This window comes from Stenotrophomonas sp. Steno-C15 (assembly GCF_056393265.1).
In genome coordinates this window covers 1-14,099 of the sequence record NZ_JBWJPF010000020.1, presented here as the reverse complement: position 1 = coordinate 14,099, position 14,099 = coordinate 1, and the positions used below count along the sequence as shown (strand labels likewise).

Annotated in this window: 13 protein-coding genes; 4 read left to right on the top strand and 9 right to left on the bottom strand. The window is 65.6% G+C overall.

Annotation, left to right across the window (positions count from 1 at the left end; genetic code table 11):
• Nucleotides 1-102 precede the first annotated feature (102 nt).
• From AC06FB_RS14500 to AC06FB_RS14490, 3 genes are all read left to right on the top strand, one after another.
• Nucleotides 103-687 (top strand): M949_RS01915 family surface polysaccharide biosynthesis protein, encoded by a 585-nt coding sequence (locus AC06FB_RS14500; protein WP_164151856.1) that lies wholly within the window; start codon nt 103-105, stop codon nt 685-687.
• Entirely contained in the window at nt 684-1,253 is a 570-nt protein-coding gene (locus AC06FB_RS14495) for a hypothetical protein (protein ID WP_478053814.1), read from the top strand. Before AC06FB_RS14500 ends, AC06FB_RS14495 begins: the two co-directional genes overlap by 4 nt.
• A 225-nt stretch (nt 1,254-1,478) precedes the next feature.
• Complete coding sequence (locus tag AC06FB_RS14490; RefSeq protein ID WP_053517630.1) at nt 1,479-1,784, top strand: I78 family peptidase inhibitor; 306 nt, start codon at nt 1,479-1,481, stop codon at nt 1,782-1,784.
• A 116-nt stretch (nt 1,785-1,900) separates the two neighbouring features.
• Here the strand turns inward: AC06FB_RS14490 and AC06FB_RS14485 are convergent, their stop codons facing one another.
• The 8 genes from AC06FB_RS14485 to AC06FB_RS14450 form a co-directional block, all read right to left on the bottom strand.
• On the bottom strand, nt 1,901-2,785 hold the full coding sequence (locus AC06FB_RS14485) for a hypothetical protein (RefSeq protein WP_478053813.1): 885 nt from the start codon (nt 2,783-2,785) through the stop codon (nt 1,901-1,903).
• A gap of 119 nt (nt 2,786-2,904) precedes the next feature.
• Nucleotides 2,905-3,513: an SMI1/KNR4 family protein gene (locus AC06FB_RS14480; protein WP_193396811.1), complete on the bottom strand. Its 609-nt coding sequence runs from the start codon at nt 3,511-3,513 to the stop codon at nt 2,905-2,907.
• Nucleotides 3,514-3,602: 89 nt separating this feature from the next.
• Nucleotides 3,603-5,312: a D-lactate dehydrogenase gene (dld, locus tag AC06FB_RS14475; RefSeq protein WP_478053812.1), complete on the bottom strand. Its 1,710-nt coding sequence runs from the start codon at nt 5,310-5,312 to the stop codon at nt 3,603-3,605.
• Nucleotides 5,309-6,448, bottom strand: a complete 1,140-nt coding sequence (gene lldD, locus AC06FB_RS14470; protein WP_478053811.1) for an FMN-dependent L-lactate dehydrogenase LldD — start codon at nt 6,446-6,448, stop codon at nt 5,309-5,311. Before lldD ends, dld begins: the two co-directional genes overlap by 4 nt.
• Nucleotides 6,449-6,452: 4 nt before the next feature.
• A complete protein-coding gene (lldR, locus tag AC06FB_RS14465; protein ID WP_053517636.1) occupies nt 6,453-7,217 on the bottom strand; it encodes a transcriptional regulator LldR in 765 nt (254 codons plus the stop codon).
• 71 nt (nt 7,218-7,288) lie between these two features.
• Nucleotides 7,289-8,947 (bottom strand): L-lactate permease, encoded by a 1,659-nt coding sequence (lldP, locus tag AC06FB_RS14460; protein WP_346475975.1) that lies wholly within the window; start codon nt 8,945-8,947, stop codon nt 7,289-7,291.
• A gap of 215 nt (nt 8,948-9,162) precedes the next feature.
• Entirely contained in the window at nt 9,163-9,612 is a 450-nt protein-coding gene (locus tag AC06FB_RS14455) for an MgtC/SapB family protein (RefSeq protein WP_053517640.1), read from the bottom strand.
• Between the two features lie 127 nt (nt 9,613-9,739).
• Nucleotides 9,740-10,498: an SDR family NAD(P)-dependent oxidoreductase gene (locus AC06FB_RS14450; protein ID WP_193396815.1), complete on the bottom strand. Its 759-nt coding sequence runs from the start codon at nt 10,496-10,498 to the stop codon at nt 9,740-9,742.
• Nucleotides 10,499-10,670: 172 nt separating this feature from the next.
• Here AC06FB_RS14450 and AC06FB_RS14445 point away from each other — a divergent pair, with 172 nt between their 5' ends.
• A complete protein-coding gene (locus tag AC06FB_RS14445; RefSeq protein WP_478053810.1) occupies nt 10,671-11,762 on the top strand; it encodes an alkene reductase in 1,092 nt (363 codons plus the stop codon).
• A gap of 95 nt (nt 11,763-11,857) precedes the next feature.
• Here AC06FB_RS14445 and AC06FB_RS14440 read toward each other — a convergent pair whose 3' ends face one another.
• Nucleotides 11,858-13,768, bottom strand: coding sequence for a CocE/NonD family hydrolase (locus AC06FB_RS14440; protein WP_478053809.1), 1,911 nt, complete (start codon nt 13,766-13,768; stop codon nt 11,858-11,860).
• Between the last annotated feature and the right edge of the window lie 331 nt (nt 13,769-14,099).

Sequence of the window (14,099 nt, the reverse complement as noted above, 5' to 3'; positions counted from 1 at the left end):
GCACTCGGTGCAGTCGGCTGCGGTGCGCCGTCCTCACCGGTTGCAGATGCAGCAGACGATGCCGCAACGAATGCACACGCACTTCCCGGGCAGGTTGAGGCCGTGCCCGCTGGTCGACTGGAGCTGTTGCCCGCCCTGGCAGATGCGGAACTGAAAGACCTCTACTCGGGCACGCTGCTGAAGCAAGTGGTGTTCAATGACATCGACGGGCCCGGCCTGCTGCTGCTCTCACGCAGCGAGCAGACAGTGCCGGCGCAAGGCGATGAAGAGGCAATCGATCAGATCACGCTGCGTGCGGAGCTGTTCCGGCGTGCCGGACAAGCGGCCCCTTGGGCCTCGCGGTGGAGCGTGGAAGATCCGGTTCAGTGCGAAGGTCTGGATCTGGAGGCCGGCTACTTCCTGGACCAGGTGACTGCAACGGACCTGGACAAGGATGGCCGCGCCGAGTTGACGCTGGCCAGCCACAGCTTCTGCGGCGGCGGCGTCGATCCGCAGCAGCTGCGCATTGGGCTTCGCCAGGGCGAGCAGTATTACGAAGTACGTGGTGAATCGCTGGTGGAGGTGGAAGGCGATGAACCCTTCGGCGGCGACCGGCAGGACGATCCTGCGCTGGCTTCGGCTGCGCCCGTGCTTCGCGCGCACGTAGACAAGGTGTGGGAGGCGATCAAGCGCGGAAGTTCACCGTGACGTCGTCACGATGGCAGCGCCTGCATCAGGCTCTCCTGCTGCTGGCGCTCTCCGCTGCCGCGGACGTCGCCATCGCGCGCACTCCGCCGCCCGGCTCGCTGCAACGCGCGTGTGCAACCGCCATCGATGACAGGATCGAACTGGTACCGGTGGAGGGGAAGCGCGTCAGTGCATGTCCACCGGGGAATGACGAGGACTGCCCATACAGCGGTCAGCGGGGAAAGACCTTCTTGAACGACACGCCCGATCTCAACAACGACGGGCGCGAGGACGCGATCCTCACCTACTTCGGCAGCAGCTACGGCGATGTCGATGTCACCGATAAACTTATCCTTGCCCAATGTGCGGATGGAACCTATATCCGTCTGTTGGAGGGCAGGTTCACGACATTGAAGGCCCCTGTCGCGCCGCATGCTGCCTGGCCAGCACTGGACGCGACACGGGACTGCCCGACTGGGCAGAATGACACCATCCGTACCGGGAAGATCCAGCTGCAGTTCGACCCGGCGACGATGCGCTATCGCGGTCCAGCCGGCATTGACCTGATCCAGGTCTGCAGTGAATAGCGACAGATGCGACGCGAAACCGATAGGCCGAATGCCAGGATAATGCTGGGTTGACTTGCAACGTGCAGACGCGCTCCATGCGCTCCGCAGGCGTGAAGGGTCACCGCCAGAACGCGCCAACTTCGTCAGTGCCAGTGCTCCCGAGCCCCCTCCTTTGATCCAACGCATGCCGTCGCCACGGGCAGGGTGCTATGGTGGCGCCACCATCTCGCAGGAGCGCCGCTCATGACCCGTTTCCGTTCCGTCGGCCTTGCACTGGCCGCAGTCGCCACGCCGATGCTGCTCGCCGCCTGTGTGAGTACGCCCGGGCCGGAGGTGAAGGGCACCGGCCGCTGCGACGCCAGCCAGCTTGGCTGGGCAATCGGCCAGCCGGGCAATGAGGAGAACATGCGTCGTCTTTCGCGTGAGAGCGGCGCCGGCCTGGTCAACCCGATCGGCCCGACCACGATCACCACCAAGGATATCCGTCCGGATCGCCTGCGCGTCTACATGGACAAGGACAACATCATCACCGCAGCCCGCTGCGAGTAACCACCGCGCGGGCTTCTGTAGAGCCGAGCCCACGCTCGGCTGCCACTGAACAGCAGCCGCGCATGGGCTCGGCTCTACACAGAACGCGTGTCGGGCATGGGCCAGCGTGACAGGGCTCAGGGTTCGGTATAGCCCGCACAATCCGGCAGTGGCTGGTCGGGGTGAAAACGGCCCTCACTGAAACGGAAAAGACGCGAATAGCTGCACGCGGGATCCTGCTCGGTGCGCAGGTCCTTCGTCTTCAACGGCCCCTTCGCCAGCGAATCCTCGAAACGCGATGCACCTGCGGGGAAGCGGGTCGCCACCGTCTGGTAACGAAGCACCGGCATGCCCTGCACTGCCGGATCCAGCCCCAGCTTTGCCGAGAATCCATACTCATCGTGGCAGGCACCGGCACGCTGCCTGATGTCCTGCTCGCTGAAGCAGGCACGGATCATCGCGTTGCCCACCCACGGCACGGTCAGCACATCATCGTCCACCTGGACGCCATCCTGCAGGTGGCGCACGCGTGCCAGCTGCAGCGTCGATGCGTCTGCACCACCGCCGGAGTACATCATGCTGAAGGTGACCGTGGCGCCTACCAGTACGTTCTGGCGGGCACGCTGCTGCGGGTCAATCACGTCCTCATCCGCGCCGACACCGGGTGCCAGGCGTACGATCCACGGCCACAGCTTCAGTTCGCTTTCCTGCGGCACGTCAATGCGGACGTGGTAGCTATTTGGCTTGCCCTGGCCCGGCACCTTCTCAAGCACTTCCAGCACGGTGGGCCGCTTCCCCTCTTCGGCCACCGGTTGCACGCGTACACACCAGTTGCCGTCCTGGGTGCACTCATAAAGTCCTGCCGGGCCTGCCTCCGGGGTGATCAGCACGTGCCCCAGCGGCTCCATCACATTGCCGGCGGCATCGCGCTGCTGTGGCAGGATGGCGTTATGTGCCAGTGCCAGTAGCGGCGTCGCCAACAAAACGACGCACAGAAAGGTGCGAGCAACGGCAATGGGCATCGAGGGCGGCTCCGGCATGAGGAATCTCGATGGTAGCGCAGGGAAACCGGGACGTTCGCCAGTCGCTCCAGTCAACCGGAACCCAACCGACGCACTGCCCGGCATAACGGCGCTTCCGACTACGCCCCGCCAGCAGTCCGGAGAATGGCCGGAGGAGCGAAGCCGTCATCAGTTGGCGACTCGAGATTCTCACCATCCCAGCGGGCGTGCCTGATCCACGCCACGGCCTTTTCAGCGAACTCAGCGAACGTGGAAGCAAGAAGGTACTTGGTGTCTTCATCCGCACCAAAGGCAATCATTTGGCCTTCAGCACCGCCGATGTCGGGGTCGAAATCCAATCCCATATGATTGCCACCACCATCGTGGGTCAACGGTATCCAGCGTGCGTTGGTGTACATTGGCTTCACCACCCCACCAGGGCTCGATGCCATGAATTCGGCACAGTGCTCGTTCATGCCGTCGGCCTCGATTTCACGCCAACCTTGCCATTTCCGCAAAATCTCCGTCGCCGAGAGCATCTGACTCCCAAACAGAAACCCGGCCCCATCCTGCCCGTCGTGAATCTTCAGAAGCTGCCTCAGCAGATCTGGCAGGGGGACTCCAAGCTGAGCTTCCAATTCAACCAGTTCGCCTTCAGAGGCTCCCGACCGTAGCTGTACTTCATTCAGACAGCCCTTCTCGAAAAGCGACGCTTTGATGGAAGCCCATATCTGATCTGCGCTCTGCATTGATCCTGTATCCGTCTCAGCCAGGATTTCAGCCTAGTACCAGCCCGATCACTGAGGAATGCAAGAAATCCGAATTCTCAGCGGGTACGTCACGGATGCCCATCGCAGTCGCAGCCACCCCAGCCCTTGGCCTTCGAAGTCTGCCCGATGCCCGGGTTGAAGGTGTTGCTCGGGTCCAACTGTCGGTAGAACCCAGCCAGCGCCGGCTTGGCCGGGTACAGGTGGCCAACGTTGTGCTCGGCCGGATACTCGGCCCCGCGCCGGTCGAGCAGTGCCCACATCGCGTGCTCGATCGCCATCGGATCTTCGCCCTTGCGTGCGATGTAGTCCTGGTGGAACACGTGGCACAGGAAGTGGCCGTAGTAAAGTTTGTGCAGCAGGCGACTTTCGATGGCGGCGGGCAGCTGCTCGAACCAGTCTGCGTCGTCGCGACGCAATGCGATGTCGAGCGCGACGATGTCCTGCACCTGTTGGCGATGCACCTCGCGATAGCGCACGGCAGCACCGGCCACGGCAAAACGATGCAGGAAGGCCTTGCGCCCTTCTTCGGCCGTGCAGTGGAAATAGCCGCCTTCGTGCTCGGCGAAGAATTGCTGCAACCAGGCCTCGGTCTCCGCTGCATCCTGTGCGGAGACCTTCAGCAGCAGATGATGCTCGTAACGCTGCCGGAACTCGCCCATGCGCTGGGGCAGGTGCGAGGGCAACAGGCCGGTCAGCACCTGCATTACCCGGTCGGTCACGCCGCGCAGGCCCAGCCGCTCGAACCAGCCGTCAACCCTGCTCTTCAGTGCGAATGCCGCGGGCACCCGTGCGGTCCCGAGCCGGTCGATCAGCAGGAATGTGTCCTTTCCATAGCGCTCGCCGATATCGTAGGCGTCTCGGTGGATGTACTCACCGGCGATCGGCAGCCGATCGAAGCCGGTCAGCAGTTGGCGGCGGATGGCGGTGAAACTCCCGGTACGGTTGCTGCCGATGTAGAAGACCTCGGCGGGCTCCTTCTCAAACGTATCCAGGCGCACCGCGAACACCGCCAGTTTGCCGGCTGAACCCGCCGCTTCGTAGTGACGACTGGGATCGGCATTGAAGCGCGCCGGTGTATCGGCATCGACCCTGCGCACCTCGTCGGCGTAGCGCGGGTCGGACGCGGAACGGCCGTCGCCGTCGCTGACATCGGCGGCATCGTAGTCACCGGCCTGCAAGCGCTGCAGGATCTGCTCGGGCGTATCGCCCAGCGCGATGCCCAGGTGGTTGACCAGCTGCAACCGGCCCTGCGCATCAACCTGCGCATATAGCGCCAGCTCGGTATAGGCGGGGCCACGCCGCACCAGCGCACCGCCGGAGTTGTTGCAGATGCCGCCCAGCACCGAGGCGCCGATGCAGGACGAGCCGATCACCGAATGCGGCTCGCGCCCCAGCGGCGCCAGCGTCTGCTCCAGCCGGTCCAGGGTGGCGCCCGGCAGACACACCACCTGGCGGCCCTCGTTCAACAACTGGATGCCGGTCAAGCGCAGGGTGCTGACCAGCACGACCGGGCGCCCATAATCATTGCCATCCGGGGTCGAGCCGCCGGTCAGGCCGGTATTGGCGGCCTGCAGGATGATCGCTGCCCCACCCTGCACCGCCGCCTGCAGCACACGCCACAATTCCAGCAACGTGCCCGGACGCACCACGGCCAGCACCGCGCCGTCGCCGAAGCGATAGCCCCGGCGGAAGCGGCGGGTCGCCTTGTCGCGGGTCAGCACATGGCGGCTGCCGACAGCAGCACGCAGCTGCGACAGCATGGCCCCGTGGCCAATCATGGCAGCCGCACCAGTGAATCTCGGCCGATGTCGGTAATGCGGTGTGCGCCGGTCAGCGTCATTGCCACGCGCATCTCCCTGGCGATCAGGTCCAGCAGGTTGGCCACGCCGGCCTCACCCTGCGCCGCGAGCGCATAGACGAAGGCCCGCCCCAGCAGCACGGTGTCAGCGCCCAGCGCCAGCATGCGCACCACGTCCAGTCCGGTGCGGATGCCGGAATCGGCGAGGATCTTCAGGTCGCCCTGTACCGCGTCAGCGATGGCCGGCAGCGCGCGTGCGGTGGACAGCACACCATCGAGCTGGCGCCCCCCGTGATTGGAGACCACGATGCCGTCGGCACCGAATGCAACCGCGTCGCGTGCGTCTTCCGGGTCGAGGATGCCCTTGATCACCATCGGTCCCTTCCAGAACTCGCGGATCCACTCCAGGTCCTTCCACGAAATGGATGGATCGAAGTTGCTGCCCAGCCAGCCGATATAGTCCTCCAGCCCGGTGGGATTGCCGCGATAGGTGGAGATGTTGCCGAGATCGTGCGGACGTCCGAGCAGACCCACGTCCCAGGCCCAGCGCGGATGGGTGATGGCCTGGCCGATGCGGCGCAGCGGAGCATTCGGACCGCTCATGCCGGAGTGCGCGTCTCGATAGCGCGCACCCGGTACCGGCATGTCCACGGTGAACACCAGCGTCGTAACGCCCGCCGCCTGGGCGCGCTCCAGGGCGTTGCGCATGAAGCCGCGATCGCGCAGCACGTACAGCTGGAACCACATCGACCGCTGGATCGCCGGGGCCACTTCCTCGATCGGGCACACCGACACGGTGGACAGGGTGAACGGAATGCCGCGGCTGTCAGCTGCCCGCGCCGCCTGCACTTCACCGCGGCGTGCATACATCCCGGTGAGGCCGACCGGCGCCAGTGCCACCGGCATCGCAAGCGTCTCGCCGAACAGCTCGGTCTCCAGGCTCAGGTCGGACATGTTGCGCAGGATGCGCTGGCGCAGTGCGATGTCGGACAGATCCGAAACGTTGCGCTTCAGCGTGTGCTCGGCATAGGCGCCGCCATCGATGTAGTGGAACAGGAACGGCGGCAGCCGGCGTTTGGCTGCGGCGCGGTAATCGGTGGAGGCGGAGATGATCATGGGGTCAACCGTGTGGGGAAGGCAGGCGCGAGGCCCGCGCGCGCCGGGCTTCGTTGTCGTCGAGCGTGCGCAGCGTGGTGTGCACGAACTCGAGGTGGGCATGCGCGGCGGCGCGCGCGCGCTCCGGATCACCGGCCAGCACCGCATCCATCATCTCGCGGTGCTGGTCGGACAACGGCGAGAAGGTCCTCGCCGAGGTATAGAGTTTCTCGCGGCTCTGCGAGATGTTGGTCTGCAGCAGATCGAACAGGCCACGCATCACCTGCAGCAGCACCAGGTTGTGCGACGCTTCGGCGATGGACAGGTGGAAGGCCGCATCGGCCTCCGCCTCGCCTGAAGGATCATCCTTGCCATGCGCATCCATCATGGTCTGGAAGGCCTGGGCGATGCGCGCCCGATCCTCATCGGTGGCACGCAGCGCTGCATGCCAGGCCGTCGCTCCTTCCAGCGCGTGACGGATCTCCAGCACGTCGAAGCGGTATTCCGGGTCGCCCTGGAACAACGGCAGGTACGGAGCCAGGGGTTCATCCAGCGCCTGCCGCGCGCGCGTGGCCGGCTCCGCCACGTAGGTGCCGCCGCCCACGCGTGCGCTCAGCAGGCCCTGGCTGGACAACTGCGCGATGGCCTCGCGCAGCGCCGTGCGCGAGACACCCAGCTGCACCGCCAGCGCGCGCTCGGCCGGAAGCCGGTCACCCGGCTGCAGCTGCCGCTCCTGCACCAGACCACGCAGCTGCGCGGCCACCTTGTCTGAAATCCGTTGCGTGCTCATGGCGCCATTGTGGCCCGAAGCGCCTGGCAGGTGCGGCCCATGCTGCGCGGATAGGTCGTCGGCTGCATGGCTCAGGGAATCATCCAGGTCAGCCAGTACGCCTGCGCGGTGGTGATCAGGCCGACCATCACGGTGAAGATCAGACTGTGCTTGACAGTGAAGCGGAACAGGTCCGATTCCTTGCCGGCCAGGCCGACCGCGGCGCAGGCGATGGCAATCGACTGCGGCGAGATCATCTTGCCGGTGACGCCGCCGGTGGTGTTGGCCGCCACCAGCAGCACCTCGGACACGCCGATCTGCTGCGCAGTGGTGGCCTGCAAGGCCGAAAACAGCGCGTTGGAGGACGTGTCCGAGCCGGTCAGGAACACGCCCAGCCAGCCCAGGAACGGCGAGAAGAAGGTGAATGCCTTGCCGGTGTGGGCCAGCGCCAGCGCCAGCGTGGCCGACAGGCCCGAATAGTTGGCGATGAAGGCGAAGGCCAGCACCATGCCGATCGAATAGATCGGTGTGCGCAGCTCGCGCACGGTCTCGCCGAAGGTCTGCAGCGCCGCCTTGGCCGGCATGCGCAGGGCGAGGATGGCAATCACTGCGGCGAGGATGATCGACGTGCCGGTGGCCGAGAACGCGTCGAATTTATAGACCGCCTCGTAGCTCAACGGCGCAGGCACGATCGGTGGCATCTTCTGCACCATCTGGTCCAGGCCCGGCACCGGGATCTTCAGCACCCAGCTTTCCAGCGGGCCACCCGCCGCGAACAGCGACTTGAACGGCTTGATGCTCCACAGCGTGACCATCGCGGTAAGGATCAGGAACGGCGACCAGGCCTTGGCGATCTGGCCAACGCTGTAGCGCGGCGCTTCCAGCGCCTGGGCGGCCGCCTCGGCGCTGGTTTCGGTATCGAAGCGGAAGATCCGTACCGGCTTCCAGCGGCGCAGGAACAGGGTCAGGCACACCAGCGACGCCAGCGACGCGGTGATGTCCGGCAGCTCCGGCCCGATGAAGTTGGAGGTCAGGTACTGGGCAATGGCGAACGACCCGCCGGCCACCAGCACCGCCGGCCAGGTTTCCCTGACGCCACGCCAGCCATCCATGATCGCCATGATCCAGAACAGCACGATGATGGTCAGGAACGGCAGCTGGCGACCGGCCATCTGGCCGATCTCGAAGGCATCCAGGCCGGTGACCTGTCCCGCCACGATGATCGGAATGCCCATCGCACCGAATGCCACCGGCGCGGTATTGACGATCAGGCACAGGCCCGCTGCATACAGCGGCTTGAAGCCCAGCCCGACCAGCAGCGCTGCGGTGATCGCCACCGGCGCGCCAAACCCCGCCGCGCCTTCCAGGAAGGCACCGAAGGCGAAGCCGACCATCAACATCTGCAGGCGCTGGTCTTCGGTCACCGACAGGATCGAAGCGCGGATGATGTCGAACTGCCCGGTCTTGACCGAGACCTTGTACAGGAACACCGCGCCGATGATGATCCAGGCGATCGGCCACAGCCCGTAGACGAAACCGAAGCCGGCCGCTCCCAACGCCTGGGTCAGCGGCATGCGGTAGAACAGCAGGGCCACGGCCAGTGCGATGGCCACGGTGATCGTGCCGGCCAGCCAGCCTTTCATGCGCAGCACGGCCAGGGCAACGAAGAAGAACGCGATCGGCAGCAACGCGATCAGGCTGGACAACCACAGGTTGCCGGCGGGGTCGTACAGGTGTTGCCAGGGCTGCATGGAGGCTCTCGACGGGGGGCGGAATGTTTCCCCACCGCATGCGATGGGACGCCGTGGTCACGATTATTGGTATTACCAATAATCAGATTCATCGGACCACTTGAGGCCGATTGAACCGCCATTTCGACGAAGAGCCTATTAGACCATAGAGTTACCGGGCATATTGGTATTACCAATAAAGCGCCGCATGACAGAAGCTCGAAGGTGCTGCCCCGCTAGAGCCTGTCCGCCAACCGTCGCATCACCGCCAGCACCAGCAGGCACAGCACGCTCACACCAAGGGCAATGACGTACTTGCCGATGCCCACCGCAATCCCGATGGCGGCGGCCATCACCAGCGAACTGGCCGTGGTCAGCCCGCTGACCTGGTCCTCGCGGCTGCCACGCAGGATGGTACCTGCGGCAACGAAGCCGACGCAGGCCACCACCGCTTCGATCAGGCGCACCGGGTCGACCTGCAGCAGGTCGCGGTAGCGCTCCTGCTGGAAATGCTCGGCCACGGAATCGCCGAGACCGACGATGAGGGCTGCGGCGCCGGCAATCATCATGTGCGTGCGCAGGCCCGCCGCATGCTTGCCCATCTCGCGCTCGATACCGAGCACGCCACCGAACAGCATCGCGGCGGCCACGCGCAGCAGGATCGATACATCCTGGTTGAGTTCCATCGACGTCTCCGGGAGTTTCCCGGAGCGTTGCGCGTCAGCCGTCGGATCGCGGTGAAGGACGCACCACGGCCCGTTCACCCGGTAGCGCCGGGCCATGCCCGGCACCACCGTCCCTGCGGTCACCGCATCACTGCGCCAGATAACCGCCATCGATCGCGTAATAGGTGCCGGTCGCGAACGAGGCATCGTCGCTGGCCAGCCAGGCCACCAGCGCCGCCACTTCCTCGGCCTTGCCCAGGCGCTTCAAGGCGTGGCGGTCTTCCAGCGTGGCGCGCACCTTCGGATCCATCTTCTCCAGCAGCGGCGTGGCGATGAAGCCCGGCCCCACCGCGTTGACACGGATGCCATCGGCGGCGTGCTCCCACGCCGCGGTCTGCGTCAGGCCGACCACACCATGCTTGGCCGCCACGTACGCGGTCGAACCGGCATAGCCCACCTGGCCCAGGATCGAGGCCATGTTGATGATGCTCCCGCCCTTCCCGGCCGCGCGCATGGCCTGGATCTGCGCGCGCTGGCACAGGAATACACTGGTCAGATTCACATCGACCACCCGCTTCCAGCCATCGATGGGATAGTCGCCGCTGCTCGCCGCCGGGCCGCTGATGCCGGCGTTGTTGACCGCGACGTGCACGCCGCCCAGCTCCTTCACTGTGCGCTGCACCGCCGCCTCCACGGCAGCCTCATCCGTGACATCCAGGGCGATGCCGATGGCGCGGCTGCCACGCCGGGCCAGCGCTTCCACGGTAGCGTCCACCGCGTCCTGCTTCAGGTCCCACACTGACACCGCAGCACCGGACGCTGCCAGCAGTTCGACCACGGCCAGGCCGATGCCGGAAACGCCACCGGTCACAATCGCCGTCTTGCCGCCGAGCTGATAGTCGATCATCTGTGTTCTCCATCTATCGGGAATCGATGTGGACACGCGTCCACCCGCGGCCCACGGTACGCCCCGCCGTGTTACGGCCGCGCCACTTCCCGGCGCTGCAACGAACCTTCCCATCGCTGCAACGCGTTCGACCGTATGCTCGACCTCACCCTCCCCTGCTGTGGAAACTCCAATGAATCCCGCTGACGCCCTGCTGTTCACGCCCACTCACCTGGGTGACATCGCTGCCGCGAACCGCATCGCCATGGCACCGCTGACGCGCAACCGCGCCCTGCCCGACCGCGTCCCTTCTCCGCTGGCGATCACCTATTACCGCCAACGTGCCAGTGCCGGCCTGATCATTGCAGAAGCCACCCAGATCAGCCCTCTGGGCCAGGGCTACCTTGATACGCCGGGTATCTACAGCGCCGAGCAGGTCGCTGCGTGGAAATCCATCACCGACGCGGTACACGCCGAAGGTGGCCGCATCGTGCTGCAGCTGTGGCATGTGGGTCGCATCTCCCACACCAGCCTGCTGCCGGAGGGCGAAGTGCCGGTGGCACCCAGCGCCCTCCGCGCCAACGGCAAGACCTTCACCGCCAATGGATTCGAGGATGTCTCCGCGCCGCGCGCATTGGCGCTGGAGGAGATCCCGCAACTCATCGAGGATTACCGCGTCGCCGCGCGCAATGCCATTGCCGCAGGCTTCGATGGCGTCGAGGTACATGCAGCCAACGGCTACCTGATCGACCAGTTCCTGCGCGATGGCAGCAACCATCGGGACGATGCCTACGGTGGAAGCATCGAGAACCGTACGCGGCTGCTGTTCGAGGTGGTCAGCGCGGTCGCCGAAGCAATCGGCGCCGGCCGCACCGGCGTGCGCCTGTCACCGGTCACCCCGGTCAATGATGCCCATGACAGCAACCCGCAACCGCTGTTCAATCGTGCGGTGGAACGCCTGGATGCGATTGACGGGCTGGCCTTCATCCATGTCATCGAAGGTGCAACCGGTGGCGATCGGGACAACATCCCATTCGACTACCCTGCGCTGCGCGCACGCTTCCGTGGCGCCTGGATCGCCAACAACGGATACGACGCTGAGCGTGCCGGGCAGGCCCTTGCCAGCGGCTATGCCGACATGATCGCGTTTGGTCGGCCCTTCATTGCCAACCCGGATCTGGTCGCGCGACTGCGCAGCGGTGCGCCGTTGGCCGAGCTCGACCCGGCCACGTTGTATGGCGGTGGCGAACACGGCTACATCGACTACCCGGCACTGGATGCCTGACGACGGGTGCATGCCCGGTCCACCGCGACCAGGCATGGCCCGACGTTGCCCATGGAAGGTGGCGCCGGGCCAGGCCCGGCGTTGCCCGCCCCGTTTCAGTACACCGGCAGATCGATGTAGCTGGCCTGCGCCGCGCTGTGCCACACCCGCTGCGTGGCCTTCTGGTAATCGCCTGGCTTGGCCAGGTAGATGTTGGGCACGTAGGTCTGCGGATTGCGGTCATACAGCGGGAACAGGCTGGACTGCACCTGCACCATCACCCGGTGCCCCTTCTGGAAGGTGTGGTTGGCGTTGGGCAGATCGAAGCGGTACGGCAGCACCTGGTTCGCCGCCAGCGGCTTGGGTTCGCTGAAGCTCTCGCGGTAGCGGCCACGGAAGATCGCCAGCGACACGGGCAGCTCGTAGCCCCCCATCTCCGGCGTCGATGCTTCCTGGTCCGGGTACACATCAATCAGCTTCACCACCCAGTCGCTGTCGGTGCCGCTGGTCGAGGCCTGCAGGTGAACCACCGGCGCGCCGCCGATGCGCAGCGGCGCCGTCAGCGGTTCGGTGATGAAGGTCAACACGTCCGGGCGACCATCGACAAAGCGCTGGTCCTTGACCAGCCAGGTGGTCCACATGTCGCGGTCGCCGAAGCGGATCGGGCGCGGCACGAACGGCACCGGCTTGGCGGGGTCGGACACGTACTCCTCGAAGTCGCCCTCGCCCGCCGCCGGCGCCTGGAACGCCAGCTTGCCGCCGGCACGCAGATAAAGCGGTTTGCTGCTGGCGGCGCACCCCTGGTCGCAGCTGCGCGGCCAGCCCTTCAGGCGATCCCAGTGGTTTTCACCGGTGTTGTAGATCAGCACCGGCGGTGTGTCCGCCTTCGGCGCGCCGTCCACCAGGTACTGGTCGAAGAACGGCTTGAGCACATCGCGGCGGAACTGCAGCGCGGTATCGCCGTCGAACTTCAGCGCGCCCAGTTCGCTGGCGCTGTAGTTCACCTGGCTGTGCCGCCATGGCCCCATCACCAGATAGTTGCGGTCGTTGCCGCTGTCGCGCCCTTCCATCGCCTGGTAGGCGTGGTTGGCACCCCACATGTCCTCCTGATCCCACAGGCCCTGCAACCACAGGGTCGGCACCTTCAACGGCGTCTTGGCCATCACCGCATCCAGCGCCTGGCCCTGCCAGAAGGCGTCATACGCTGGGTGCTCGACCAGCTTCTTCCACCAGGTCAGCTGGTCCACGCCGGTGAAACGGGCGTAGTCGCCAGCCGAGCCGATGCGCAGGAACGTGCTGTAGTCGTCATAGCCCAGGCTCGGCAGCGGCGTGCCCTTGCCGCGCTTCTCGGTCTGCATCGCGAAGTAGTTGAAGTTCACCTGGCGGAAGGCACCGTAGTTGAGCCAGTCGTCGCCCATCCAGCCATCGACCATCGGGCTCTGTGGTGCCGCCACCTTCAACGCCGGATGCGGATCGGTCAACGCCATCACCACGGTGAAACCTTCATAGGACGAGCCCAGCATGCCGACCTTGCCGTTGCTCTCGGGCACGTGCTTCACCAGCCAGTCAATGGTGTCCCAGGCGTCGGTGGAGTGATCCACCTTGGTGTTGTTCAACGGCCCGCGCAGCGGCCGGGTCATCACGTAATCGCCTTCGGAGCCGTACTTGCCACGGATGTCCTGGAACACGCGGATGTAACCGCTGTCGACGAACACCTCGTCGCCCTGTGGCAGCAGGTCGCGCATGCGCGGCGAGTCACTGCGGTTGGCGCGGCCGGCAGCATCGTAGGGCGTGCGGGTCAGCAGGATCGGCGCGTTACGGGCGCCCTTGGGCACCACGATCACCGTATACAGCCTGGTGCCATCACGCATCGGCACCATCACCACCCGCTTGTCGTAGTCGCGCCCCACATCCGGGGCAACGAAAGGCTTGCCGCTGATGTCCGGGGTCATCGGCGGAGTATCGGCCGCCAGCACGCTGCTGGACAGGCAAAGGGCGATGGCTACTGCAACGGCACGCACACGCATGGACAACCCCTTCCGGCGGGAAAGTTCCAAGCCTACTCCTGCCCTGCCCTGTGAAGTGTGTGACGGCTTTGCATTCTGCGGCGGATGCGGGCAGGACTGATGGCACATGTGCCTATGCTGCCGCTGCGCTCGCCGGGCATGGCCCGGCGCTACCATATTCCTCTGTCCATCGTTGCGCCGCCGGGCATGGCCCGGCGCTACCGTATTCCTCTGCCCATCGTTGCGCTCGCCGGGCGTGGCCCGGCGCTACCGCATTCCTCTGCCCATCGTTGCGCCGCCGGGCATGGCCCGGCGCTACCGCATTCCTCTGCCCATCGCTGCGCTCGCCGGG